This window comes from Geodermatophilus sp. SYSU D00710 (assembly GCF_054050195.1).
In genome coordinates this window covers 1-1,030 of the sequence record NZ_JBJGYX010000126.1, presented here as the reverse complement: position 1 = coordinate 1,030, position 1,030 = coordinate 1, and the positions used below count along the sequence as shown (strand labels likewise).

1 protein-coding gene is annotated in these 1,030 nt (G+C 76.3%); it reads right to left on the bottom strand.

All coding sequences use genetic code 11. The annotated features are described in order from the left end of the window. On the bottom strand, positions 1 to 1,030 hold a 1,030-nt coding region (locus ACI78U_RS24905), incomplete at both ends, for a PKD domain-containing protein (RefSeq protein WP_456878130.1).

Here is a 1,030-nt window from a genome sequence, read left to right as displayed (position 1 = left end):
GCACCGTCGTCGTCGGTGACGGTCAGCCGCACGGTGTAGGTGCCCGCCGCCGCGTAGGTGTGCGACGCCGTCGCGCCGGTGCCGGTCGCGCCGTCACCGAAGTCCCACGCGTGGGACACCACCCGGCCGTCGGTGTCGGCCGAGGCCGACCCGTCCACCGCCACCCGCAGGTCCGCCACCGAGGTGGTGAACGCCGCGGTCGGGGCCGCGTTCGGCTGCGGGTCGGTGACCCCGCCGGGCGCCTGGGCGCGCAGGTTGTCCAGCCGGATGACCTGCCCGCGCGTGGCGGTGCCCGAGGTGTAGACGTCCAGGAACAGGGCGCCCGGCCGCTGCAGCGCCGCGGTGGTGTCGGTGGCGGTCACCGTCCACGCCGCCGGCTCGGCCGTGCCCGCCGGCCACACCTTGGCCCGCAGCGCCGTGCCCTCGATCTCCAGCCGCACGGTCAGCGCCGTGCCCGGCGTGTAGGTGCCGGGCACCCGCTGGGAGGCCAGGATCGTCTCCGAGCCACCGATCACCCGGTACAGGTAGAGGTCGACCAGACCGGTGCTGCCGAACCGCAGCGTCGCCCGGTAGTCGTCGCCGCCCACCTGCCGGCCGCCGAGATAGACGTAGGTGCCGCCACCGGTGGCCGCCTGCACCAGGGTGAGGTCGGCCTGCACCGCGACGTCCTGCGCCGACACCCCACGCAGCGTGGCGCTCACACCGCGCCCGATGCCGCCTCCCATCTGGCCGGCGCCGCCGGTCACCGAGGAGACGTTCGAGCCGCCGCCCATCGTCCACGCCCCGCCGCGGTCGGCCGACCCCCACCCGGAGGCGACCTCCCGGCCGAAGGCGTCGGCGGCGATGGACCCCGCGCCGACCGGCGCTGGAGCCACGGTCACCTCCCGCGAGGTGTTCGCCGTCGCACCGTCGTCGTCGGTGACGGTCAGCCGCACGGTGTAGGTGCCCGCCGCCGCGTAGGTGTGCGACGCCGTCGCGCCGGTGCCGGTCGCGCCGTCACCGAAGTCCCACGCGTGGGACACCACCCGGC